Annotated in this window: 22 protein-coding genes and 1 pseudogene; 6 read left to right on the top strand and 17 right to left on the bottom strand. The window is 40.4% G+C overall.

Translation table 11 applies throughout. From position 1 onward, the window contains the following. Positions 1-15 precede the first annotated feature (15 nt). The 3 genes from QR42_RS08585 to QR42_RS08575 form a co-directional block, all read right to left on the bottom strand. Positions 16-594, bottom strand: coding sequence for a TetR/AcrR family transcriptional regulator (locus QR42_RS08585; RefSeq protein WP_039178892.1), 579 nt, complete (start codon positions 592-594; stop codon positions 16-18). Positions 595-821: 227 nt separating this feature from the next. Further along, on the bottom strand, positions 822-1,532 hold the full coding sequence (locus tag QR42_RS08580) for a DUF421 domain-containing protein (protein WP_039178889.1): 711 nt from the start codon (positions 1,530-1,532) through the stop codon (positions 822-824). Between the two features lie 64 nt (positions 1,533-1,596). Beyond that, positions 1,597-3,813, bottom strand: coding sequence for an RNA ligase (locus tag QR42_RS08575; protein ID WP_039178886.1), 2,217 nt, complete (start codon positions 3,811-3,813; stop codon positions 1,597-1,599). Between the two features lie 110 nt (positions 3,814-3,923). On the opposite strand from QR42_RS08575, the gene QR42_RS08570 reads away from it, so the two are divergent. Continuing rightward, complete coding sequence (locus QR42_RS08570) at positions 3,924-4,115, top strand: TIGR00366 family protein (protein WP_039178883.1); 192 nt, start codon at positions 3,924-3,926, stop codon at positions 4,113-4,115. A 12-nt stretch (positions 4,116-4,127) separates the two neighbouring features. Here the strand turns inward: QR42_RS08570 and QR42_RS08565 are convergent, their stop codons facing one another. The 7 genes from QR42_RS08565 to QR42_RS08535 form a co-directional block, all read right to left on the bottom strand. Beyond that, positions 4,128-5,036 carry a DMT family transporter gene (locus QR42_RS08565; protein WP_039178879.1) on the bottom strand — a complete coding sequence of 303 codons (909 nt, stop codon included), beginning with the start codon at positions 5,034-5,036 and terminating at the stop codon, positions 4,128-4,130. Between the two features lie 144 nt (positions 5,037-5,180). Beyond that, the gene (locus tag QR42_RS08560; protein ID WP_039178876.1) at positions 5,181-5,903 is read right to left on the bottom strand and encodes a LutC/YkgG family protein; all 723 of its coding nucleotides are present in this window, start codon (positions 5,901-5,903) and stop codon (positions 5,181-5,183) included. Then, on the bottom strand, positions 5,903-7,324 hold the full coding sequence (locus tag QR42_RS08555) for a LutB/LldF family L-lactate oxidation iron-sulfur protein (RefSeq protein ID WP_039178873.1): 1,422 nt from the start codon (positions 7,322-7,324) through the stop codon (positions 5,903-5,905). Before QR42_RS08555 ends, QR42_RS08560 begins: the two co-directional genes overlap by 1 nt. Positions 7,325-7,339: 15 nt before the next feature. Next, positions 7,340-8,062: a (Fe-S)-binding protein gene (locus QR42_RS08550; RefSeq protein ID WP_039178870.1), complete on the bottom strand. Its 723-nt coding sequence runs from the start codon at positions 8,060-8,062 to the stop codon at positions 7,340-7,342. A gap of 190 nt (positions 8,063-8,252) precedes the next feature. After that, positions 8,253-9,104: an SDR family oxidoreductase gene (locus QR42_RS08545; protein WP_039178862.1), complete on the bottom strand. Its 852-nt coding sequence runs from the start codon at positions 9,102-9,104 to the stop codon at positions 8,253-8,255. A 100-nt stretch (positions 9,105-9,204) separates the two neighbouring features. Beyond that, positions 9,205-9,618 (bottom strand): Rrf2 family transcriptional regulator, encoded by a 414-nt coding sequence (locus QR42_RS08540; RefSeq protein ID WP_039178861.1) that lies wholly within the window; start codon positions 9,616-9,618, stop codon positions 9,205-9,207. Between the two features lie 48 nt (positions 9,619-9,666). Beyond that, complete coding sequence (locus QR42_RS08535) at positions 9,667-10,140, bottom strand: VOC family protein (RefSeq protein ID WP_052196523.1); 474 nt, start codon at positions 10,138-10,140, stop codon at positions 9,667-9,669. Between the two features lie 165 nt (positions 10,141-10,305). Between QR42_RS08535 and QR42_RS08530 the strand changes: the two genes are divergently transcribed. Next, complete coding sequence (locus tag QR42_RS08530) at positions 10,306-10,749, top strand: DUF2188 domain-containing protein (protein WP_039178858.1); 444 nt, start codon at positions 10,306-10,308, stop codon at positions 10,747-10,749. A 218-nt stretch (positions 10,750-10,967) separates the two neighbouring features. On the opposite strand, the gene ku is transcribed toward QR42_RS08530, so the two are convergent. Next, complete coding sequence (gene ku, locus QR42_RS08525) at positions 10,968-11,819, bottom strand: non-homologous end joining protein Ku (protein ID WP_039178855.1); 852 nt, start codon at positions 11,817-11,819, stop codon at positions 10,968-10,970. Positions 11,820-11,934: 115 nt separating this feature from the next. Between ku and QR42_RS08520 the strand changes: the two genes are divergently transcribed. Both QR42_RS08520 and QR42_RS08515 read left to right on the top strand, forming a co-directional pair. Next, positions 11,935-13,767: a DNA ligase D gene (locus QR42_RS08520; protein ID WP_039178853.1), complete on the top strand. Its 1,833-nt coding sequence runs from the start codon at positions 11,935-11,937 to the stop codon at positions 13,765-13,767. Positions 13,768-13,834: 67 nt separating this feature from the next. Beyond that, the gene (locus QR42_RS08515; protein ID WP_039178850.1) at positions 13,835-14,530 is read left to right on the top strand and encodes a YoaK family protein; all 696 of its coding nucleotides are present in this window, start codon (positions 13,835-13,837) and stop codon (positions 14,528-14,530) included. 40 nt (positions 14,531-14,570) lie between these two features. Here the strand turns inward: QR42_RS08515 and QR42_RS18955 are convergent, their stop codons facing one another. Beyond that, positions 14,571-14,804, bottom strand: coding sequence for a hypothetical protein (locus QR42_RS18955; protein WP_024425111.1), 234 nt, complete (start codon positions 14,802-14,804; stop codon positions 14,571-14,573). A gap of 455 nt (positions 14,805-15,259) precedes the next feature. Continuing rightward, positions 15,260-16,372 carry a response regulator aspartate phosphatase gene (locus QR42_RS08510; RefSeq protein ID WP_039178848.1) on the bottom strand — a complete coding sequence of 371 codons (1,113 nt, stop codon included), beginning with the start codon at positions 16,370-16,372 and terminating at the stop codon, positions 15,260-15,262. Positions 16,373-16,976: 604 nt separating this feature from the next. Between QR42_RS08510 and QR42_RS08505 the strand changes: the two genes are divergently transcribed. Then, complete coding sequence (locus QR42_RS08505) at positions 16,977-17,348, top strand: iron chaperone (RefSeq protein WP_039178845.1); 372 nt, start codon at positions 16,977-16,979, stop codon at positions 17,346-17,348. Positions 17,349-17,400: 52 nt separating this feature from the next. Here the strand turns inward: QR42_RS08505 and QR42_RS19780 are convergent. Together QR42_RS19780 and QR42_RS08495 are read right to left on the bottom strand one after the other, a co-directional pair. Next, positions 17,401-17,908, bottom strand: a pseudogene (locus QR42_RS19780) (phosphatase PAP2 family protein). 141 nt (positions 17,909-18,049) lie between these two features. Continuing rightward, positions 18,050-18,592, bottom strand: a complete 543-nt coding sequence (locus QR42_RS08495) for a GNAT family N-acetyltransferase (RefSeq protein ID WP_039178842.1) — start codon at positions 18,590-18,592, stop codon at positions 18,050-18,052. 203 nt (positions 18,593-18,795) lie between these two features. Between QR42_RS08495 and QR42_RS08490 the strand changes: the two genes are divergently transcribed. Then, entirely contained in the window at positions 18,796-19,257 is a 462-nt protein-coding gene (locus tag QR42_RS08490; RefSeq protein WP_039178839.1) for a macro domain-containing protein, read from the top strand. Between the two features lie 277 nt (positions 19,258-19,534). On the opposite strand, the gene QR42_RS08485 is transcribed toward QR42_RS08490, so the two are convergent. After that, on the bottom strand, positions 19,535-20,008 hold the full coding sequence (locus tag QR42_RS08485) for an antitoxin YezG family protein (RefSeq protein ID WP_039178835.1): 474 nt from the start codon (positions 20,006-20,008) through the stop codon (positions 19,535-19,537). Then, positions 20,008-21,930, bottom strand: a complete 1,923-nt coding sequence (locus QR42_RS08480; protein WP_039178832.1) for a T7SS effector LXG polymorphic toxin — start codon at positions 21,928-21,930, stop codon at positions 20,008-20,010. The genes QR42_RS08485 and QR42_RS08480 overlap by 1 nt, the downstream gene beginning before the upstream one ends. Between the last annotated feature and the right edge of the window lie 39 nt (positions 21,931-21,969).

The following is a 21,969-nucleotide window of genomic DNA, read 5'->3' as shown; positions in this document are numbered from 1 at the left end:
ACTCCCTTTATCTCTTTATGATGCAACGCTGATGGCGCGCCATAAACATTGCTCAATCTCCTCTAAAAATTCAATTGTTGGCTCTATTTCTTCTGCAAGAATTTGTTTATGCAGCTGCACAAAAGCACCAAATACAATCGATAAAATGGTTCTGCCTGAGAGGTTTGGATGAATTCCATCCTTTTTCCCTTCTTCAAAGATAAGGAACAGCTCATGTAACAAATGCTGCATTTTCTCTTTGCTCGTTTCGTCTAAGTAATGGGACCGTTTATCAATCTCTAAAAAATACAGCCCGCTTGGATTCTCCTTTGTAAACAAAACCAAGCAATAAAATACATGCTTAAAGTACGCCCGAATACTTACCTTTGGATCTGGACTGTTTGTGTTCATTTTTTCGATAAATGCTGAGAGGCTGCGCTGGTACAAAATATTGACGAGTGCCTCTTTGCTGTCGAAATAACGGTAAATGGTGCCCGCTCCGACGTTTGCTCTTTTTGAAATCATCGGCATTGTGGTGCCATCAAAGCCTCGTTCTATAAATAGTTCCAGCGAAGCTTTCATGATCTGTTCTTGTTTATCAGTCACTGCTGGCATTTCATCCCCTCCTTTTGAAATATAGGAATGAACGTTCATTCCGCAAACGGTATATTATATTAATATTTCAATTTCATCTATTTATACTTAAACACACTTATTTTACTCCGTCACCACATTTTCTGAAAATAATAATAATTGAGAAATGATACCTAGTCAGATGACATCCAAAGGACTTATAAAGATTGTCAAATGTGTGTCATGCAGGTGTCATCGGCACTACACATTCATTCCTGATCGATTGGTGACTGAATGTGGTCGTCATATGTATCAATATACAAGCTTCCATTACTTGAACGGACAGCATAAACAATGTCCTTTAAGGACAGCTGCCTTTTTTTAAGCTCTTCTTCTATCCATTGCTCTGTTAAATGATTTTCATGTATGTTTTTTTGGATGAGTTTCCCGTCCATGATGACTTCAATCGGCATGTAACGCTCTGCCTTCATGAATAATTGAAGGTCCTTCCGTGTGACATTTTCAAACGAAGGGTATTTTTTCACTGACATATGCCCATCTGTTTCAATCATGGCAAATTCAACTTCACTAATATCAAAGATGTCTTTTTCTCTCAGCTGCTGATTTAAATAATCAAGGGTATATCTCATTCCCTTCATATTTCCTTCAAGAATTTTCCCATTTTGTATGACAAGAGTTGGTTTACCAGCCATCAGCCCTCTCATCTTCCGGCTTCTTAATGCAATCAGGGAAATCACATAAATAATCATGACAAGTGACACAAAGGAAATCGTTGTGTGCTGTAGCGGCAGCGTTGTATTAAACGCCAGGTTTGCTGCAATTGAACCTAAGCTGATGGCTGCTATAAAATCAAAAATATTCATTTGCGCAATGGTTTGTTTCCCTAAAAGACGTGCTCCTCCAAATAAAATCGCAAAAGCAAACATTGTCCGAAGAATCACTTCAATATGTTCAGACATGCAAGTGTCCACCTTTCATTTGCATCAAAAAAAGCCTTTTCCTTAGAAAAGACTCTTTGTTAGACTATGCATTTATTTCATCATTATTCAATTGGGCAGTACTGCTTTGTTCAAATTGTGATCGCAGTTCAATAATTGAGCTATTCCTCACATGATCTGCTTCTTGCTCAAGAAGCCACGTATAGAACTTAGCTTGCTCCGCTGTTTGCAAAGCATGCATATATTTTTGCGAGGAACGCTTCTCTGCAACGCGCTGCTTGATCCCGCGCATCTGCTTCCAGAATTGATAATAAGGGAGCTTGAGTTTGGTCATAAAGCCGCGAGCGTCCTCAATGACATATCCCTCTTCTTCAATTGTGTCATCATGAGAGACCGCTTGATACCATTTATAAAAAGACGTCCAATCATGGAAAACAGCCACTTCCTGCTTGCTGGATATTCCCAGCTGCTTTCTTAATCTTTTCACTTCAGCGAATGGTGCTTTTTCGTAGCTTAACTGCCGCTTCACTATATCGAGTAAAATGAGTTGATCTTGTTCATATGTGATAATATGCGGATCTTTTTCTGGCAAAATGACTTCAAACACCAGAGATACATGCTGGTCACGGACGTATGATTTGATGTAGTCAGCTTGCACGTCATCGAAGGTCTTATAAAATAGCTCTTCGACCCAGGAGGCATGCTGATTTTGTTTCACATGTGATGTATACGATTTGGACGTAAACACCAATTCATCTTCCATTTCGTTATACCCAACAGTTCCTAGGTATCCATTTGCTTTATCATATACAGTGACAGGGAATTGTAAATGGTTCACTAAATGCTGCATTCTTGTCTCCGGACGCTCATCAATGTTAAAAAATTTATTGTAGCTTCTAGACACAATCTGCTTTGAAACCATGTTGACAAACAAACCTCTTGCCTTCACATTCACATCGTCCCACTGCCGCTCACTAAAAGCCTTTTTCGTAAAATTAAAAGATGAAATATGGTGCGGAAGCTTTAATTCCTGTACATATTCATGCTGATCTAAATGAGCTAAAAAATCATCCAGTGAAATATCTGGCTGAACAGCAGCTGATTGTTTTTTCTCAGTGGCTCTGTAGACTGGATTGTCAATTTCATGGGTCTCTATCCCGTCAGCCGTGATTTTCAACACCCGCAGCTGCCCTCCAAATTCAACCTGACCTTCTAGGTTATAAGATCTTTCCGCTGCGTGAATTGGCAGTCTGTATAAATTACGATGACCGTGAATTTGGATGACATCCAGCCCAGCCGTGTTTTGAACAAACAAGTGATCAATGTCATCTGAATATTCTCCTACGCCGTGAATGAGCTGCTGTGTTGAGACATGCAAAAGCTCTTCTGGCAAATGAGCAAGCCCCCCGTGGGTAACAAGAAATGTCTGATTATGGTACGTAAAATAAGTAAGCTGATGAAAGGTTCTAACAAACTTTCGTACTTCTTTTAAATCAAAATCTGCTGCTTCAAGTTCAGGCGCAGTATGCCTGTTAAACATATTGCTCCTGACTTTTTCACCATGTGCAAACCGGTATAAATGCTGATCATGATTGCCTTCAATGACGATGACATTCCGGCATTCTCTATGGGCAAGCATCCATTCTAATACTTCTTTGTTTTCTATTCCTCTATCAAGAAGGTCACCTGCGAAGATATAAAGTTCGTTTTCTTTGATATCTCCTTGCAAATAGGTGGTAAGTGCGGTGTAACAACCGTGAATATCTCCGAAAACATGAATGGCCTCATATTGATCAAAGGATCGAGGCTGATAGGTCATCACTTGCGGATATTCCTCCGGCTTCAAAACAGTCACCCATGACGGGACCTTTTCTGTTTTTAACCGCTCGTTCATTTGATACAAAACAGATTCACGCACCACTTTGTGAGATTCACGTGAGCGATTTTGTAAAAGAGCTGTCTCAAGGGGCACCTGCGTGAAATCGACGACATACACCCTATAACGATACGATGTCGCTAAAGACTTATATTGAGAAATTGATTTGCTTGAAATATGTGTCGCATCAATCACAGTAAAGTCTCCGCGCTCCATACGGGCTATGAGTAAATCGAATAATAAAGACCAAACTTTGTGGTCATGCTTGCTTGAAATGTCTAGTTTCCCATTGACTGATAGCTGCGGCGGCTGGGTTAACAGCCGGATTTGATCCGCTGATAAAGTGTAAGGCTCTAAGCCTAGTTCTTTGATCCATGTTGATTTACCTACGCCTGGGAGACCTCGTAAAAGGACTAAAGTTCTCATATTGGTTCTCCTTTAATGAGTGATATTTTACCTATTATAGATAAATTATGGATAAATCTCAATCTTTTATTGATTATGGTAATATATAGATAGAAAAGGAGGTTTTACGTATGTTTAATGGAGAGAATATGGCATTCAACATGGGAGATCTTCTATTTCAAGTGTTCTCTCTTCTATTCATTGCCTTTATTGTGACAATCATTGTCCTCGCATTTCGAATGATTAGAAGAAAACGAATGGAATTGAAAAAAATCGAGGCAAGATTAAACAAAGTGATTGAAAAAAACGATCTAAAAGAGTAAAAAATCCGGGCGTTAACCGGATTTTTTTGTTTTCATCACGATTCCTTGACGCTGCTGCATCAAAAAGAAAAAGACACCTAAAAGAACAAGCAGACCGCCAAGCATTTGGAGCAGCGTGACTTTCTCTCCAAGCAGCCATACAGCAAGGATCGTTGCCCCAACAGGCTCTCCTAGTATACTCATTGAAATAGTTGTCGCATTAACATAAGTTAAAAGCCAATTATTAATGACATGAGACATAGTGGGAATGATAGCGAGCAATAAAAAGATTCCCCACTCTTTAGCCGGATAACCTATAAAAGGGGTTTGCTGAAGCAGATTGAATAAAATTAAAAAAAGACCAGCAAAACCAAATACACAAAAACTATAAATCCAATGAGATATTTTTCTTACAGCCTGTTGACCTATTAACAAGTAACAAACAACAGCGATCACACTCAAAAAGGATAAAATATCTCCTAAGATGGCTTCCTTGCTATGACCAATATCTCCCCAGCCTATCATGAGGGCACCAACAATCGCTGCACACATCGTCAATAGAGCAGACATCGTCGTTCGTTCACGGAAAATGAGGAATCCGCCTAATAAGGACACCATCGGTTGTAGAGCGATAATAATGGTAGAGCTTGCCACTGTCGTCAGCTTCAGTGAGCCAAACCACAGCACAAAATGGAGGCCTAAAAAGAAGCCTGACATACATAAGAAAAACCAGTCTCTGCGTTTTATTGAGAGAAATTCTTTTTTTCTTGGCAGGATAAATGGCAGCATGAAAGCCGCCGCAAAGATCATTCGATACATACTTAAAATAGCAGCAGGTGCATTTGACCATTTCACAATGATTGCAGAAAACGAAATAGCAATAATCGAAATCACAAGTGGCAATGCAATTGATTTCGTTTGAGCAGTTGTCTTGATTTCCATTAGCAGCTTCCTTTACATCAGCAGTAGATGAGCAGTTCATCTTATATGTCGTCATCTTACTATGTCCATTCACCTAGTGGCAAGATGATTTTTTAAACTTGCGTCCGCTTGTTGGATGAAAAAAAGCTTTCATTACGAAAGCCTTCATTCATCATCTATTAACAGATAAATGGCCTGAACTGGACCATGAACCCCTACCACTAAATTCATTTCAATATCGGCAGAATTACTTGGACCTGATATGAAATGGATGGCACCTTTCGCCTGCTCCCCCTCTTCTACTGAGCGATTAAGAGCCGAAACAGCATGAATCATTCGCGGAACAATCGAGCTTTTCTCTATACACACGATATACATCATTGGCAAAAAATGCAGCGCTCTCCCTTGACCTTGATGGGATGAAAGGACAACTGTACCTGATTCTGCAAGGGTATAATCACTGAACACAACTGCATATTTCGCTTGTTCTGCCTGCCTTATGTTTTCTTCTCTTGATAGATCTGTATTCCAGCAGGTGACGGACATTCCTTCTTGTTGCAAGCTGTCAAACATAGGGCGGAATCCATATTGTTCAAAACGCCGATCACGCGATGTCATCACAGAACCCTCACCATATTCTGTCATCAACAATCGTAATACCGAGGGCGCTTTCTCCGGTGTCGTTTCGACTACTCTTGTATGAATTTGCTGACATTGCTTTTTCAATTGCTCGACTAATTCATCTTTAGACAAACTTCCGTTTGTTTCCCACTGGACTTGATGCTTCCATGCCGGCCGTTGAATAGAGGCAGATGGGGAAGAGTTTTTGCCTAATTGATGCTGGATATGAGATAAAAACGACTCTCGGTGAGAAATGGTCCCCTTCATCACTCGTCCTCCTTTTGTCTCTTCTTAAACCAATCCCTGAATCTTTCTTTACTTGGAGCTGGCAGATCACGAATATCTGTCCAATTCTTTAAAGGGCCTATTCCTTTTGAAATTTTTCCGTTTGAAGCCATACGATTCATCAGTACTGGGGCTGCTTTTGTTCCAAATTGATACACCCCGGGAGTCGATGCCCCCATGCCAAACATTTTCATCGCCAGCATTTCAGCTTTAGGCGCTCTGCCCTCTTTTTCTACGATCACCTGTCTATGTTTAATCAATAACTCATGAAGTGGAATTTTCACTGGACAAGCATCCGTGCAGGCTGCGCACAGACTTGATGCAAAGGGGAGCTCCTTGTAGTCATCATAGCCGCCAAGAAGCGGCGAAAGAACAGCTCCGATTGGCCCGGGATAAATCGAACCGTACGAATGTCCGCCAACATGCCGGTAAACCGGGCATACATTGATGCAGGCTGCGCACCGGATACATTGGAGAACAGGCTGAAAGGCCGTTCCTAATATATTTGACCGCCCATTGTCCACAATGACCAAGTGGAATTCTTCTGGTCCATCCACTTCACCTTCTCCTTTTGGTCCCACTACAGAAATATAACTAGTTAATTTCTGGCCGACTGCGCTTCTGCACAAAAGACCCACAAGGACATCCAGTTCCTCCATCGTTGGAACAAGCCGCTCCATTCCCATAACGGCAATATGCGTCTTCGGTATAGCCGTGACAAGATCCGCATTCCCTTCATTTGTCACAAGGCAGATGGATCCTGTGTTTGCCACTGCAAAATTACAGCCGGTCACGCCAATATCAGCTTCGAGGAATTTTTCACGTAAGATGGCTCTCACAAAGCTCGTCATATCTTCAGGTGTTTCTGACATCTCATACCCTAGCTTCTCATGAAATACTTCCCGTATTTGCTCTTTCGTCATATGAAGAGCAGGTGCCACAATATGTGAAGGCGGTTCATGGTCATCCACTTGCAGAATATATTCACCAAGATCGCTTTCTACTACCTCACAGCCGATCTCTTCAAGCGCTTGATTCATCTCGATTTCTTCTGTGACCATTGATTTTGATTTGACGATCTTTTTGGCTGCTTTTTTCTGTGCCACCTCTTGAATATATGCTGATGCCTCTTCCTTTGTTTTCGCAAAAAAGACATGGCCTCCGCGTGCACTTACACTTTCACTTAATTGATATAAGTAGTCATCAAGATGCGTCAGCGTATGCTGCCGGATTTCCTCACCAAGCTCACGCCACTTTTCCCAATTGCCAAGCTCCTCGCTTGCAGTCAGCCGCCTTTTATACAGACGTTCCTGTGCTGAGGAGACAGCACCTCTCATGACAGCGTCTTCTAAACCTTTCCCGATCCGTTCTTTAAAGGCCTTTTCTCCAATTTTCATACTCATGTGCCGTTCCTCCTCTTAAAGTCCGCGGCTGTTTAATACTTCTGCGATGTGCATCACTTGGATGGGTTTTTCAAGACGGTTCAGCCTCCCGCCAATATTCAGCAGGCAGCCGCAATCAGCACCAATGATATAATCAGCGCCTGTCTCCTCTATGCTTTGTACTTTTTCGTCAACCATCTGCTCAGAAATAGGGGTCATTTTCACTGAAAAGGTTCCTCCAAATCCGCAGCAATTTTCTGCGCGGGGCAATGGTCTCATCGTCAAATCTTTGACATTTGACAACAGCGTAAAAGGCGCCTCCTTAATCCGCAGCAGTCTCGTCATATGACAGGAGGTGTGATAGGCTGCGTTCCCTTTCAGGCTTGCCCCTACATCTGTCACGTGTAATATATCAACAATAAACTCTGTTAATTCATATGTTTTTGCGGCAAGTGCCTCAGCTTTGGCCGACCACACTCGGTCTTCTTTTAAAAGATGAGGATATTCTAAAAACATCGCCTTACACGAACCTGATGGTGTCACAACATATTCAGCTGACTCAAAGGCTTTGATCATGTTTTTCGCTGCTTTGATTGTCTCCTTTGTATAGCCGCTGTTAAAGGCTGGCTGTCCGCAGCACACTTGTGCTTCTGGAAATTCCACTTCAACACCGAGTCTTTCCAATACTTCCACTGTCGCCTTTCCTACATTTGGCTGCATCGTGTCAACTAAACAAGTAACGAATAAATGGACTTTCATCGGCGAACTTCCCTTCTATTGCTGCATTTTGATTCATCATTCTGATCATCTGATGATTAAATAACAGGCCTTAATTTCATTTTAATCCCAAATTTCTGAAATTTCAACGAAGTGATTTGTCTAAAATTTGTACTTATGGACTGTGTGACTAAATAAAAAAACGCCCTTTTCATAGGGCGTTTTTTGATGTTTATTTTGAAATCAATTCACGAATTTTTTCTTCAATAGGTGTTAACGGCCGGCCTAGTAATGTTTCGAAATCTTGGCTTTCGACAGCTAATGCACCATCGCGAATGCCGCTTTGAATGGCTTTGACAAATGGCACTGCTTCTTTTGGTACACCATTTGAAGCTAAAAATTCTCCAAATGTATCTACATCTATTTTTTCTACTTTGATTTCTTTTCCGCTCACCTTGCTGACAATTTGTGCAAGCTCACTATGTGTCCGAAGCGGGCCTGACAGTTCATATATCTCCTGATCATGTACTGGAAGTGTTAACGCATTTGCTGCCGCTTCTGCGTAGTCATTTCTTGTTGCCCAGCCAACCTTTCCTTCGCCAATAGGGCTTAAAAATGGTGCGCCGCTGACTGACGCCAGAATCGTATCTTTTTCGTTTTCAACATACCAGTTGTTTCTTAAAAATACATGAGGAATGCCAGAGGCCAAAATGGCTTCTTCTGTTTTGGCATGGTCATTTGCAAGGACAAGCTGACTCTCTCTTGCATTGACAACACTTGTATAAGCAATAAAACTCACATTTGCTGCTTTTGCCGCTTCGATTGCCGCTTTATGCTGCTGCACGCGGTCTCCATCCGCCGTTGAAATAATCAACAGACGGTCAATGCCCTCAAATGCTGATGTCAGGGTGTCTGGCTGAGTAAAATCTCCACGGCGCACATCCACCCCAGCATCCTTCAAATGTGCTGCTTTTTGCGGATTTCGAACACTGACTGCAATTTGTTCAGCCGGTACTTTTGTAAGCAAATGCTTGACGACGAGCGATCCAAGTTGTCCCGTTGCGCCTGTTACTAATAATTTCATTTGTTGACCTCCTCATTTTTCGTTCAACGGTGATGTGCATTCGTTATAATCGAAATGGTTACAACAAAGGTGTAAAAGAAGCTCTAATGTACGAGCTTTTTTATTCCGCCTCTGTTAATAATTGCTGAATTGTCACTTGCTTTAGGTGATTCTCAAGTGCAGCTTGTGCTTCTTTTAGTTCATGCCGAAGTCTCGTGTCCATCGCTTGACCAATCGGGCATGCGATGACGGGCTGATGAAAGTTAAACAATTCTTCATCCTCGCTTACATCCACAGCACGATACACATCTAACAGCGTAATATCTTCAGCTGCTCTTTTTAAATAAGCACCGCCTACTCCGCGGCGAATCTCAATGAGACCCGCTCGTTTGAGCATTGCCATCATTTTTCGAACAATGGCTGGATTTGAATTCACGCTCTCTGCAATAAAATCACTAGTACACTCTTTTGGAATACCTGCAATAAATGACACAATATGAACAGCAATCGGATACCTGCTGCTAATTTGTTTCACAATCTTTCACCACCGTTGTAATCAATATAGTTACAATAAGTGATTTTGTCAATCAATAAACGGATTTTTCTTTCGTTCCCAATCCTCATACGTCATGATATCGTAGTCTTCTCCTGTATCAAGTTCAAGTGGAGCAATGCATTCAAGCAGATTCTCATCTGGGTCAAGAAAATAGATCGCTGCATGAAATTGCGGCGGATTATCGAGAACTAAAGGCTGCTTTTCTTCTGAAAAACCAAACATTGGGTGAATGCTGATGCCTCTTTCAATCAGCCAAGTCTTGATCTGTTCGATACTAGACGTTGTAATTTGAAAGGCAACGTGCCGAGTCGAAGGATGGTATGGAAAATGGTTCATATCTACTTTCCACAGGCCAAGCCAGCTCTTTCCTTTCTCAATCCATAAAAAAGCAACTCGTTCATTTTCATGAGCAAGTGTCAATTCCAACTTTTCATAAAACGCAATAGATGCCTTCAAGTCACTTACAGGTAAATGTGCTTCATATAAACCTTTCATCATCATCAAAATCACTCCTTTTCTACCTTCTATTCTGCAGGAGTTGATGATATTCTGCCTCAGCAAAACGATGTATTTTATCCCTAACATTAGTTTGAGAGACATTGTATGTTTGACCCATTGCAGATGGGGGAAGGTGTTCAAATAAAATAACAGAAAGGAGCGGTTCATATGCCTTGGACGATGAACGATTATCCAGCTTCATTTCAATCATTAGACAACGTCATTCGAAAAAAAGCGCTTGAGATTGCCAATAAAATGATACAGGAAGGCTATGAGGAAAATAGAGCCATTCCAATTGCAATCAGTCAAGCGAAAGAGTGGAAAAAGAACGCAACGGAGAAAGAGGTAGAGAATTTCTCATCTCATGGTTCTGTCAAACCTTCTGAGGGCAGCAGCTCCGCAAGACCAGAGCTCATGGATCATGCGCAGCATGTAGTGAAGCACAAGGAAGGCTGGGCGATTCAAACAGAGAAAGCGAAACGAGCAAGTGAGGTCAAAGAAACAAAACAAGAAGCAATTGACCGGGCAAAGGAGATTTCAGCTAATAAAGGAACATCCGTTGTCATTCACCGAAAAGATGGGACGATTCAGGACGTGTTAAAGCCGCAATAAGACCGCTCGTCAGCGGTCTTAGCGTGTAGACAAACCCTCGCATTCGGTGTCAGTCCTGCGTGCCGGTGCTCACGAATGTTAAATTCGCTCCGCTCCGGTACTCGTTCCTTCCTAGACTGCAAAGGTTTTCTATCACGCTGAAGGAAAACAAAAGGCTAAAATAAAGATCATTTTAGTCTTTTGTCAACAATTTAAAAACGCTCGTCAGCGGTCTTATTTTATGCATTCTTTTCTTTTTTCGCTGGTGTTTTTCTTTTCTTAGGCGCTGCTTTTTTCGCTTTGGCTGGTTTTGAACGGTCGATTGATGCCTGTAGTGCGGCCATTAAATCAGTCACATTGGATGCAGGATCTTTTTTGCCTGTCGTTTCTGGTTGAACGGTATGTTCTCCAGATATTTTATCGCCAATTAAATTCATCAGCTGTTCTCTGTATTCATCCTGATATACCGCTGGATCGAATGTCGTGGTCAGCTGCTCGATTAAAAGGAGCGCTGTATCTAGCTCTTTCTTGACAATGTTCTCCTCTTGGGGAATATTCGGTACATCTGATACTTGTCTAATTTCGTCAGGGAAATGAATGGTTTCCATCAGCAAAATATGTTCATAGCACCTAACGATCGCTAATTGCTCCTTGGAGCGGATCATAATTTTTGCTACACCAATTTTCCCTGATTCCTCTAAAGCTTTTCTTAATAATGAATAAGCCTTCGCTCCGCCGGTATCCGGTGATAAGAAATAACTTCTTTCATAATAGATTGGATCTATCTCTTCAATCTTTACAAAATCAATGATTTCAACGGCTTTTTCTTCATTTTCTTTTCGCAGTTTTTCTAGCTCTTCATCGTCCAATTCAATAAATTTATTTTTCGCATATTCATACGCCTTCACAATTTGTTCTGGCGCTACCTCTTCACCGCCGCAATTGGCACATACTTTCTTGTAGTTAATGGGCGTGTGACATTCTTTATGCAGCTGTCTTAATTTAATGTCTTTGTTCTCTGTAGCGGTAAACAGCTTGACTGGAATATTGACCAATCCGAAACTAATGCCGCCTTTCCATACTGTATGCATCGCGCTTCCTCCGTTCTTTTCTCCTTACTATGTAATGTTTTCACCATACTTATGTATGTGATTGAAAATTTCATCCCACTCTAAGAACACATGATATAAGGAAGTGACATGCACAATGAAACCTATGCGATTAACACCTGCACATGATATTCCTACCGGTGCAGACTGGGTGTATGAATTAAAATATGATGGCTTTCGGGCTATTCTTGTATGGGAAGAAGACGAGATTCGTTTAGAAAGCAGGACCGGAAAACAGCTAAATGAGCAATTTCCTGAAGTGATGGATCAGTGCGAACAATTAAGAGACAAATTTGCTCCCTTTTTACCACTGACACTTGACGGAGAATTGGTCTTTTTACTCAGTGAACAGCAAAGTGAGTTTGCGAAGGTTCAGCAAAGAGGCCGGCTGAAAAACAAAGAAGCCATCCAAAGACAGGCTGAACGATTTCCATGTCATTTCATTGCGTTTGATCTATTAAGATGTAAAGGGAAACCTCTCGTTGATTTACCGTTGACGGAGAGAAAAAATCAGCTTCAGCAAGTTTTCCAAGACGCAAAGCTCCCTTCATCAGTTCAGCTGGAGCACCCTTCCCTTCTGCAGGTCATTCATTCAGACCTAGACTCTGAATACATGAAAAACTTGATGACAATGTATTTAGCAGAAGGGTTAGTAGCGAAAAAAAAGACGAGTAAATGGCATGACAATACTCGTTCAAAAGAATGGCTGAAAATAAAAAACTGGCGGTATGTATCTGTCATTGTAACCCGTTTTGACAAAGAAAATGGCTATTTCCAAGGCTCCATTTATCAAGATTCGGCTCTCATCGAGGTTGTCCAATTCAAGCATGGATTTTCTAAAGAAGAAGAACAAACACTGCGCACGCTATTCCAGACAAAGGGCCAGTTTACAGGAGGATCATCATATGAAATCCCTCCTTCTATCGTTGCCAGCATTGCGTGTATATCCTTTGATGGATCGGCGTTAAGAGAGCCGCGTTTTTCTTCCTTTTTACTGGATGCGGATCCATCAGCATGTACATTTCAGCAAATGCTCAAACAGCTGTATCCACTCCCTGCTGTTATACATGTCACTCACCCTGAGAAACCCATTGTCCCGGCCCTTCAACTGAACAAGGCAGATTACTTACTTTATTTAAGACAAGTGGCTCCCTATCTTTTGCCCTTTTTACGTGAAAGGCGTCTTACTTTAATTCGGTATCCGCACGGCAGTGGAGACGAATTCTTTTATCAAAAGTCAACTCCTGATTATGCGCCGGATTTTGTTTTGACAGATGAAGTTGATGATATTTCTTACACGGTCTGTAATGATCCTCGTACGCTTCTTTGGCTTGGCAACCAGCTGACGATGGAGTTTCATATCCCTTTTGAAACAAGAGATACCGATCGGCCGACAGAAATCGTCTTTGATCTGGACCCGCCATCTGTAAATGAATTTCATCTAGCTATCGAAGCTGCTAAACGAATCAAAGTGCTTTTAGACGGACTTTTTCTCACAGCCTTTATTAAAACAAGCGGAGGTAAAGGGCTTCAGGTCTATATTCCTTTAAAGAAAAATGCCTTCACATACGAAGAAACAAGAAAATTCACCGCGTTTATATGCCATTTTTTATGTGAGCAAGCACCGGATCTATTTACTCTGGAACGTCTTAAGAAAAATCGCGGCAATCGCTTGTATTTAGACTACATTCAGCATGATGCTGGAAAAACAATTATCGCTCCATATTCCCCGAGAGGAAATGAGCTTGGACTTGTTGCGACACCGCTTGAATGGGACGAACTCTATCATGATGAGCTTCATCCTACTCTTTTTACGATGCCAGCTGTCATAGAGCGTTTAAAGGAAAAAGGCGATCCGTTCCGCCGCATGAGGCACCTTGTGAATGATGATGCTTTTAGACAAGTCTTACATCAGCTTGCACACATGTGACCTTCTCATCAGATGGACATCCGCGGTCATGAAGCGTTACACTTATTCATTAGAGAGGAAGAAAGGGATGACGATTTTGACCGCACATTCATTTCGTAATACAGTTTTGATTTTCTTATGTCTTTCCGCAGGAATTGTGGATGTGATTGGCTATTTAAGCCTAGGGCATGTGTTTACAGCCAATATGACAGGTAATATTGTGCTGCTTGGCATTGCAGCAGGAAGCTCCTTACAGCTAACAGCCCTTCATTCCATCATTGCTCTAAGTGGATTCGTTTTAGGGGTTTTACTTGCAGTTGTGGTAGGCGGGAAGCATGAGAAAGCGTTTTGGCCAAAAGCCGTGACACGCATTTTTATCATAGAAGTGATGATTTTGCTTCTATTTGCTCTCATGACCATTTTCCCTTATACACAAGGTGCTTACTTTATTCTGATCATCCTTTTAAGTATGGCCATGGGCATGCAGACAGCAGCCGCTCGTAAATTGAATGTTGCTGGCATTTCCACAACTGTTCTCACGAGTACACTCGCTAATCTATTTGAAGATGCAGCTCAGCGCATATCATACAGGGAAAAAAGAAAAGCTCCTATCCAGCTTGTCAGCTTGATGCGAATAGGCTCTATTGTCTTCTATTGCCTTGGTGCGGCTTTAGCTGCATACACAGATCGTTACGATCCGTTTATCATCATTTGGCTGCCGATCATCATTCTAGGCATCATTGTGATAACAGCTGGATTGAAGCACTTTCACCAATTGAAATAGCCTCTCTTTAGAAGGCTATTTCAATGATTGTGATCTTACACTAATAACTCCTTACATAAAAACCAGGAGGGCGTCCCATGATGAACGTAGAACCATATGGATATCCAGAAAATGTCCCGAATCCTCCGTACCCGGGAAAACCGCCTAAGCCAGAGAATACACCAGGGCTCAAATAATATCCGCCAAAGCCGATATGGGAACCAACTGGCCCAATATGTGCCCCGCCTCCGCTAAAACCGCCTCCATGAAAACCACCATAAACCCGTGGATACATACAATCACCTGCCTTCAAATCAGACCTTATCTCATCATATGCATGACAAAAGGGGCGGTGCTCCTGCTTTTTCTTTTCCTTCTATGTACATTAGACCAATTTGATAAAATTTGAATGAAAAGTCCTGCAAAAAATTAAATTAAGCAAAGAAAAGTGACCTTTTTAACTTGTTGCTCTGCCCTATGTTTATTTAGAATAATGGAGCAGGTAATAAATTTGCACACCCCCTTTGTTGCGAATTCTTCTTATTAAACGTTCTTGCAGCGTTTAATAAGAAGAGCCTATTAAAACACAAAAAACCCTTGCTGACGATATCAACAAGGGCGAGAGATACATGGTATTAACCACCAATGATTTTTTCTGCAACTTCGAATGAACCCGCTACATTTTGCGATAGAACAGTCGCAGCGACCGCTAAACCAACAACAAATAATACTTTTAGTCCTGTTTTCATCTTAAATCAACCCCATTCTTTTCATATGTAAATCTGCTTCTAAACTTTTGTTCAAGTAAAAAACAGACTGCTCATAAAGTGCTTGCTTTTCACAATATTTTGCTGCAAATTGTGATAGCTCTTTTACTTCATGATATTCATTCTTCTCTTCTAACTTTCTTAATTTCTCATCAATTTGCTGAAATCTTTGTGGCGCATGCGTTAAGTAAAGATCATGTACGATGCCTATTTTTAGCTGAAACACTTCATGCGAAGCATCCTTTATTCTGGCATATGCAGCCTCTATATATTGGCTTGCACGCTGCTTTTCACCAATCACACAGAGTTCCCGGCTGATCAGATACGTAGAATGGAAAAAGAAATCTGAATCATAGTACTCTTGATGGGACAGTGCTTTTTCAAGATGACGTATCGATTCCTTCGGTTTGTTCCAAAATGAATATAAAATGGCCACATTGTGATGAAGCTGAGCCAGCATAAAATCATCCTGCTCACTTGTCAAAACTTCTTCTGCCAGACGATAATTCTCAAGCGCCTCTTCATACCGGCCGATCTCTGTTAGATTCGCTGCTATAAGAGAGTATGAAAGGGCCGTTCTTCTTTCATACTGCTTGTGCCGCTTATAGACGTGGAGCGCTCTGCGGATATAGCTTAATGAAAGCATAATATGACTAAGCCGGTAGTAAAGCCATGCCACTTTAAAATCGAAATCAGCACGTTCTATCTCACTTGGAATTTTATCTAAGAGCTTTTCAGCACTTTGATACATTTGCAATGCAACCTCATAATTACCTTGATGCTGCTCATACACACCCTCATAGAAATCGAAATAATAGGCAAGACGATTAGACAGGTCATCTTCTTTTTTTCCATAATGACCCTCTATACTTTTCGTTGAAACATTGCCCTTTTGCCCTCTTAAATTGTACATAAGAATGTGATGTCTTTTCTCAAGAAGAGAATAGTATATGAGGATATCCGCATCGTCAATTTCCTCTACTGCTTGTTTCGCTTTGGCAAATAACCGTTCTGCCTCATCTGCATGATCTTTTTTGATTTCCATGTTCCAGTCATTTAATAATGATGCCAATTCCGCAACAGGAACTTTGCTCATTCTACACCCCCAATCACCTTCAGCTGCAGCACATGATTTCACTAAATATGGAACTTCTATTAGCAATTGCTAATTAGTCCATTTGACATCATTTTAATATGAATCACTTGAATCTTCAATAACCGTTTCCATTGAAAGTGCGTTTCTTTCTCCTAGTCAATGATATTTGCGAAAAAATTCCGCCTTTTTTTAAAATAAACATCTCGAGATGAAATGAAAAAAGCCCATTGTTAGGGCTTTCTAATCTTATGATGGTTAATACCGCATCATTTCAAAGACTATTTTGTGCGATTCGCCTAAAGATCAGTAAACTAATGATCAGCTCAGCTTTTCATTTATCGAGTTTCTTTATATAATATGATCAATCACTTACACGCCTCAGTAGCTCTAGAAGGGAAGAGCGCCGTAAAACAAATTGTAGCTGGCGGGTCGCAAGGCAAGGGTTTCAGAAGCACCGAAAAGCACATGAGCTGAGACAGGTGAGATTCCTGTCGGTGAAATTCCGTAGGGAAGCGTGTTGCCCCTAGCCTATGCTTACGAAAGGAGTGCGGGTTCGAATCCCGTCTGAGGCTTATGAGGTCGATGGAAATGGAGGATAAACATCATGTATGTGTTTGAAGAATATATCAGCAACATCGGTAACCCCGAGCTGAAGCAGCGCACTCAAGACATCTTACAATGGGTAGAAGACACATTCCCTCAATTAGAGCCAAGAATTGCTTGGAATCAGCCTATGTTCACAGATCACGGCACATTTATTATTGGGTTTAGCGTCGCAAAACATCACATTTCTGTCGCACCAGAAGGAAAAGGAATTGATCAATTTTCAGCTGACATTGTACGAGCTGGGTACGATCATGGAAAAAAGATGTTTCGCATGAAAGAAAGCTTGCCAGTTGATTATCCTCTCCTGAAAAAAATCATCGAATTTAATATCGAAGACAAAGCGGATTGTTCAACGTTTTGGCGAAAATAAACAGTACCCCGATCTCAGCCGTTAACAGATCGGGGTATTTTACTGCTTCATGTTATTTTGTTCTCTTCCCTACCAATTTCTGTTCAAGCCACTCATAACATGACAAGATGGAATTAACACTTTTTTGAAATATCGGCAAATATACAACAGCAGCGGCTGTTAAACACGCTATAGCAGCTCCTGCGAAGACATCAAATGGATAATGAACCCCTACCCAAATCCTTGAAAATCCAACAGCACACGCAATGATCAACCAATAAAAATGGCGTTTATGAAACAGCCAAAAGATCAGGCAAATCGAAAAAATAAAGATCGTATGATCACTCGGAAACGAGTTATTCACTTCCTTTTGAATCAAAAGATTGACGTGGCTCATTTCTGCAAAGGGCTGCTGATTGAAATAAAACACCCCTGCGATTTTGAAACCATACAAACAAACACATGAGCGCTGCTAGCAGCACTGTATATTCAGCTAGTCCAATAAATATCGGATTCAAGGAACCATAATCAATACTGAGCTGATTCACCCACCTAAATAAATCTTCATTAAATCCCCGCATCTCATTTCATCCTTTTTACATGATTTATGATAAGGATAATTGAAATGAGATGTCTGCCTCCATCGATCGAACGAACAAACCATGGAATCATATGACAGTTTTGTCACTTTGCTGTCACTTGAACATCATGTACTAACTTGTTTAACGAGAGTGATGTTGCACCCATTCTTTTTTTAGCAAAGCATATTGATATGTGTTTTCATATTTAGGTGTGCCGTCTTCATGGTTCGTAAATGAAATAAACTCAAGAAAAAGGCCTTCTTTCCGCATGCCTAATCGCTCACATAATGCCTGTGAACGGACATTATCATCCTCTACATAGGCATAAAGACGCCTTGCTCTCTTTTCTAAAAATAAATAGGATAAGAATGCTTCAGCACTCTCACGCGCATATCCTTTCCCTTCATACGCTGCATTAAAATTCCATCCAATTGCATACGTATCAGGCTCCTCTTTTAAATGAAACAATTCACCAATAACCTGCCCACTTTCTTTTAAACAAACCGCTACATATGAGTGATCTTCTTTTCTCTTTTGCACCTTAGCAGCCGCTTCCTCCAATGTAGAGATTCGATCATCAAGAAAACAATTGACTCTTGGATGAGCCAAGTACTCTAACATTCCTGCCGCATCTTCATCGCAAAACGGTCTAATCATTAACCGATTCGTTTCTAATAGATTCATATGTTACCCCTCACTGTTTCTGCTTGATTTCGCGTTTGTAGTCTCTCCATATTCTAGATGACATGTATCAACTTTGACAATCAGATTCATATTGAATTGTCTTCAAATAAACCCATCAAAAGCATTTTGGCTATTAAATAACATGATGACAACTGTTATAATAGAACATAGGTTTGCATTTTATCAAAAAGGGGTTACATCATATGATCAATACGGTGGATGGCAACATTTTAGAGGCAAGCGAAGACATCATCTGTCACCAGGTGAACTGTAAAGGAGTCATGGGCGCTGGATTAGCGAAACAGATCAAAAGCAAATATCCGAATGTGTACAAAGATTATAAACAGTTATGTACAGAACAAGGAGATGACTTGTTAAGCTCCGTTCAACTTATCACAACAAAAGACGGAAAAACAATTGCCAACTTATTTGCCCAAGTTGGATACGGAAGAACAAGAAAGCAAACAGACTACGATGCCTTACGCAGCTGCTTTCAACACTTAAAGGATACAGTGACACATTCACCTGAAGAGAAAAACCAGACGTCCATCGCCATTCCATACGGGATTGGCTGCGGCTTGGCAGGCGGCGATTGGACGATTGTTGAAGAGATGATTGAAGAGGAACTGGGTGATTGTGAGGTGACGGTTTATCGGTTTAGATAGAGGGAAATGAAAAATGTAATTAGAAGGGGAATTTGTTTTTCAATCTTTTTGCTTTCGTTGATCGGTTTCTTTGACATGCTAATCAATAACAATTGATTCCAATCACAATCAATAATTTTATTTTGTTGTTACATGTGTCTGTTTTGTTATTCAATATAAGGAGTTATTATTTAATAAGAGCACCATTTCTGCACGGAATGGTGCTCTCAATTAGTTCTCTATTTTTTTTCTATAATCTATCAAAATGAAATTTATAACATCTTAAAAAATTCAAAAGTTACTCTAATGTAGAAAGGTATTTTTCTAAATGTTTTTTACCAGAATTACTTTTAGGTATAATACCTAGATGATTATATTTCCAAATGGTTTTTCTTTCATGAGGGTTTGTATTCGAAAGATCATCATAATTAAATTCTATATTGAAATGTCCCGTTTCATTAAATATCATTGTGAAATTTGTCCAAGGCTCTTGACCACTTTGTTCAAACGCTCTCCTAAGTTCTTGGATACAGTCAACTAATTGATGCCATCTTTCTCTGTATTCATGTTCACTCACCTCAAACAATTCAGTGATCTCATGACTATATATCGGCTGATCATTATTTTCCTCAGGTAAAAAATAAAAGTAAGCAGTCTGTGAACCTTCAACTACTTCACCATATAAATACACCTTTACCCAATTGACAGGTATAGTCTTAACTACAATATCAACTATCTGTTTGTAAACATGTTCTAGTTCTTCTTCATTCATTATTTTTTCCCTCCATACACATTATCGAATCGTCTGATTTCCCATTCATCATCACCAATTTTATACTTAATATCAAAAGTTTCTGGACGTAGAGAATCAGCTTTATAGTTAGGTGTTATTTTTACTTTAACCTGATCACCATTTTGAAGAGCATCAGCCCATGCATTCTCAAGCTTTTTCCATTCACCTTTATTTAAATTCCCATTCATCGGCACAAGATTATCAATATCCCCAGACCCTTTAAAAATAGTTGCAATCAAGTGACCTCCGTCATCATCTAGTAATCGATCTGGCTTACCTGAATTGGATTGGGCATATTGGTTTCTTTTGACCTCTCCGTATTTTAAATCACTTGCTTCGACTTTGACAATACGTCCGTAGTGATCGGTTGTGTAGGTGTAGCCTTGCTTTGTTGAATAAACAACATTTGGTTTTAATACTTTTTTACGTTTCCATCTCACATAGTGATCTCCGTAGCTAACAACAGTCGGTGGTGATTTTGGTGCTGGTAATCGTCTGCCTGTCTTAGAGATACCGTATCCTGAATTGTTGTCTAGACGCTTTGCCATAGAGAGGAGTTTATTTTTGAGATTTTCTCCGTCAAACACGTTATACGGCAGCTTCGGGCCACCAGCCAGTTGAAACTTTGGTGAGTATGGCAATAGATTCGGAATAGAAACTCTGTCTAATGATTTTGCTCCTTGTTCAAGCCCTTTCTTCACAGTCGTTTTGGCCGCTGTTGTCCCCGTTTTTGTAATGGCTCCTGCACCTTTAGAACCAAAGACGATTTCTGCTAGAGAACCAGTCGCATAGGCAAACCAGTGTGATCGAGAATATGCATCACCATCGATGACTTCTTTTTGGAATGAGTCTGAAATCGACTTTCCAATCGCTTTCGACGTTTCAATTGGATGAGAAACAGCCGTTACGACCGATTCAACGGCACCTCCAGGATCTGTCACAAGATCATAGATGCCAACTACTGTATCTTTGGCCACATCATATAGACCAACTGCTGCACCTTTTACAACATCAACGAACCCCTCTGAAGCTTCTTCCTGCGCTTTGATCTGGAGAAGCTGGCTGTAATACATTTTTTGATCATAAGAAAGATTTTCATATCCAATCTCGTCTACAATTTCAAAGTATTTCTCTTCTGATATACATGAAGGATCGTTGAGCTTTTCCTTCAATTCTTTGATTCTTCGTTTCTCTTTTTCTTCTTTTTTCACCTTTAAATATGCTTTCACCTGTGCATCGATTTTATCATGATTCTTGTACACATCTGTTTCATGAAATGCTTTTGCATCGTAATACATTGGCTGCGCATTTTTCCCTTTTCCTGTAGCGGCCATCATTTTTGCATAAAAAGTGGCGAGGTGTTTTTCAATCGCTTCTGATTTTGCGTATTCTGTTTTTAGCTCATGATCTATTTTATGTACAGCATCAATTGCCTCTTTTCTTTTTTTGTTCGCATCATCTAAATATTCATTGATCTCTTTACTTGAAAATACATTCAGTTCTATGAGATCACTGATGTCATCAAAAATAGTGGATAGGGCTTCTTTTTGTTCCTTGACCATATCTTTATTATTCTGAATCCCTTGTTTCAGTTGAGCGTCTAAGAAATGCTCATCAATAAATGTACTCCCGCCTAACGATTCATCATCAAGCTTTCCTTTTACCCCATCTAAAAAAGCTTTTTGCATATCAATAAAATCAAGATAAGTGTCCGTGTAAAGCGCAAGATCCTCATAAAAAGCTTTGATATTGTCCGCACCTTTTCCAGTAAATTTATCACCTAATCCCGACACACTTTTTAATGCTTTTTTCACATGCTGCATTTCGTCTTGAAGCTCCTGAAAGGCTTTTGACCTTTGTTCGACTGCTGATAGTAAAGATGGAGCATCTAATATTTTCATATAAAAAAGACTCCTTTTATGGCGTATTCTTTTACTAGA

Origin of the sequence: Bacillus sp. WP8, assembly GCF_000800825.1 — a bacterium.
Lineage (GTDB): Bacteria > Bacillota > Bacilli > Bacillales > Bacillaceae > Bacillus > Bacillus safensis.
Note: the sequence above shows the minus strand (reverse complement) of the source record. Positions and strands in the feature narration are given on the sequence as shown.

What these genes read in the sequence shown, in the direction of transcription:
- QR42_RS08585 (WP_039178892.1), bottom strand. Translation starts at nt 594, where the DNA reads ATGCCAGCAGTGACTGATAAACAAGAACAGATCATGAAAGCTTCGCTG.
- QR42_RS08580 (WP_039178889.1), bottom strand. Translation starts at nt 1,532, where the DNA reads ATGTCTGAACATATTGAAGTGATTCTTCGGACAATGTTTGCTTTTGCG.
- QR42_RS08575 (WP_039178886.1), bottom strand. Translation starts at nt 3,813, where the DNA reads ATGAGAACTTTAGTCCTTTTACGAGGTCTCCCAGGCGTAGGTAAATCA.
- QR42_RS08570 (WP_039178883.1), top strand. Translation starts at nt 3,924, where the DNA reads ATGTTTAATGGAGAGAATATGGCATTCAACATGGGAGATCTTCTATTT.
- QR42_RS08565 (WP_039178879.1), bottom strand. Translation starts at nt 5,036, where the DNA reads ATGGAAATCAAGACAACTGCTCAAACGAAATCAATTGCATTGCCACTT.
- QR42_RS08560 (WP_039178876.1), bottom strand. Translation starts at nt 5,903, where the DNA reads ATGAAGGGGACCATTTCTCACCGAGAGTCGTTTTTATCTCATATCCAG.
- QR42_RS08555 (WP_039178873.1), bottom strand. Translation starts at nt 7,324, where the DNA reads ATGAGTATGAAAATTGGAGAAAAGGCCTTTAAAGAACGGATCGGGAAA.
- QR42_RS08550 (WP_039178870.1), bottom strand. Translation starts at nt 8,062, where the DNA reads ATGAAAGTCCATTTATTCGTTACTTGTTTAGTTGACACGATGCAGCCA.
- QR42_RS08545 (WP_039178862.1), bottom strand. Translation starts at nt 9,104, where the DNA reads ATGAAATTATTAGTAACAGGCGCAACGGGACAACTTGGATCGCTCGTC.
- QR42_RS08535 (WP_052196523.1), bottom strand. Translation starts at nt 10,140, where the DNA reads ATGATGATGAAAGGTTTATATGAAGCACATTTACCTGTAAGTGACTTG.
- QR42_RS08530 (WP_039178858.1), top strand. Translation starts at nt 10,306, where the DNA reads ATGCCTTGGACGATGAACGATTATCCAGCTTCATTTCAATCATTAGAC.
- ku (WP_039178855.1), bottom strand. Translation starts at nt 11,819, where the DNA reads ATGCATACAGTATGGAAAGGCGGCATTAGTTTCGGATTGGTCAATATT.
- QR42_RS08520 (WP_039178853.1), top strand. Translation starts at nt 11,935, where the DNA reads ATGAAACCTATGCGATTAACACCTGCACATGATATTCCTACCGGTGCA.
- QR42_RS08515 (WP_039178850.1), top strand. Translation starts at nt 13,835, where the DNA reads ATGACGATTTTGACCGCACATTCATTTCGTAATACAGTTTTGATTTTC.
- QR42_RS18955 (WP_024425111.1), bottom strand. Translation starts at nt 14,804, where the DNA reads ATGTATCCACGGGTTTATGGTGGTTTTCATGGAGGCGGTTTTAGCGGA.
- QR42_RS08510 (WP_039178848.1), bottom strand. Translation starts at nt 16,372, where the DNA reads ATGAGCAAAGTTCCTGTTGCGGAATTGGCATCATTATTAAATGACTGG.
- QR42_RS08505 (WP_039178845.1), top strand. Translation starts at nt 16,977, where the DNA reads ATGTATGTGTTTGAAGAATATATCAGCAACATCGGTAACCCCGAGCTG.
- QR42_RS08495 (WP_039178842.1), bottom strand. Translation starts at nt 18,592, where the DNA reads ATGAATCTATTAGAAACGAATCGGTTAATGATTAGACCGTTTTGCGAT.
- QR42_RS08490 (WP_039178839.1), top strand. Translation starts at nt 18,796, where the DNA reads ATGATCAATACGGTGGATGGCAACATTTTAGAGGCAAGCGAAGACATC.
- QR42_RS08485 (WP_039178835.1), bottom strand. Translation starts at nt 20,008, where the DNA reads ATGAATGAAGAAGAACTAGAACATGTTTACAAACAGATAGTTGATATT.
- QR42_RS08480 (WP_039178832.1), bottom strand. Translation starts at nt 21,930, where the DNA reads ATGAAAATATTAGATGCTCCATCTTTACTATCAGCAGTCGAACAAAGG.